This window comes from Streptomyces sp. NRRL F-5630 (assembly GCF_000719475.1).
In the GTDB taxonomy this organism is placed as follows: Bacteria; Actinomycetota; Actinomycetes; order Streptomycetales; family Streptomycetaceae; genus Streptomyces.
The window spans coordinates 1-328 of the sequence record NZ_JOGO01000216.1; the positions used below are offsets into that span (position 1 = coordinate 1).

The window sequence follows — 328 nt, forward strand, 5'->3', positions numbered from 1 at the left end:
CTGGGGGACGACGTTGAACAGGTCCCCGACCACGCCGTAGTCGACGAGTTCGAAGATCGGGGCCTCCTCGTCCTTGTTGATCGCCACGATCGTCTTCGATGTCTGCATCCCCGCCCGGTGCTGGATCGCACCCGAGATCCCCGAAGCGATGTACAACTGCGGCGAAACCGTCTTACCCGTCTGCCCCACCTGATGCGCATGCGGATACCAGCCCGCGTCCACCGCCGCCCGCGAAGCACCCACCGCCCCACCCAGCGCGTCCGCCAACGCCTCGATCAACCCGAAGTTCTCCGCACCATTGACCCCACGACCACCCGAGACCACGATC

Annotated in this window: 1 protein-coding gene; it reads right to left on the bottom strand. The window is 65.5% G+C overall.

The genetic code is table 11. The features are described 5' to 3' along the window. On the bottom strand, window positions 1-328 hold a 328-nt coding region (locus tag IF99_RS0130410; RefSeq protein ID WP_037828383.1), incomplete at both ends, for an electron transfer flavoprotein subunit alpha/FixB family protein.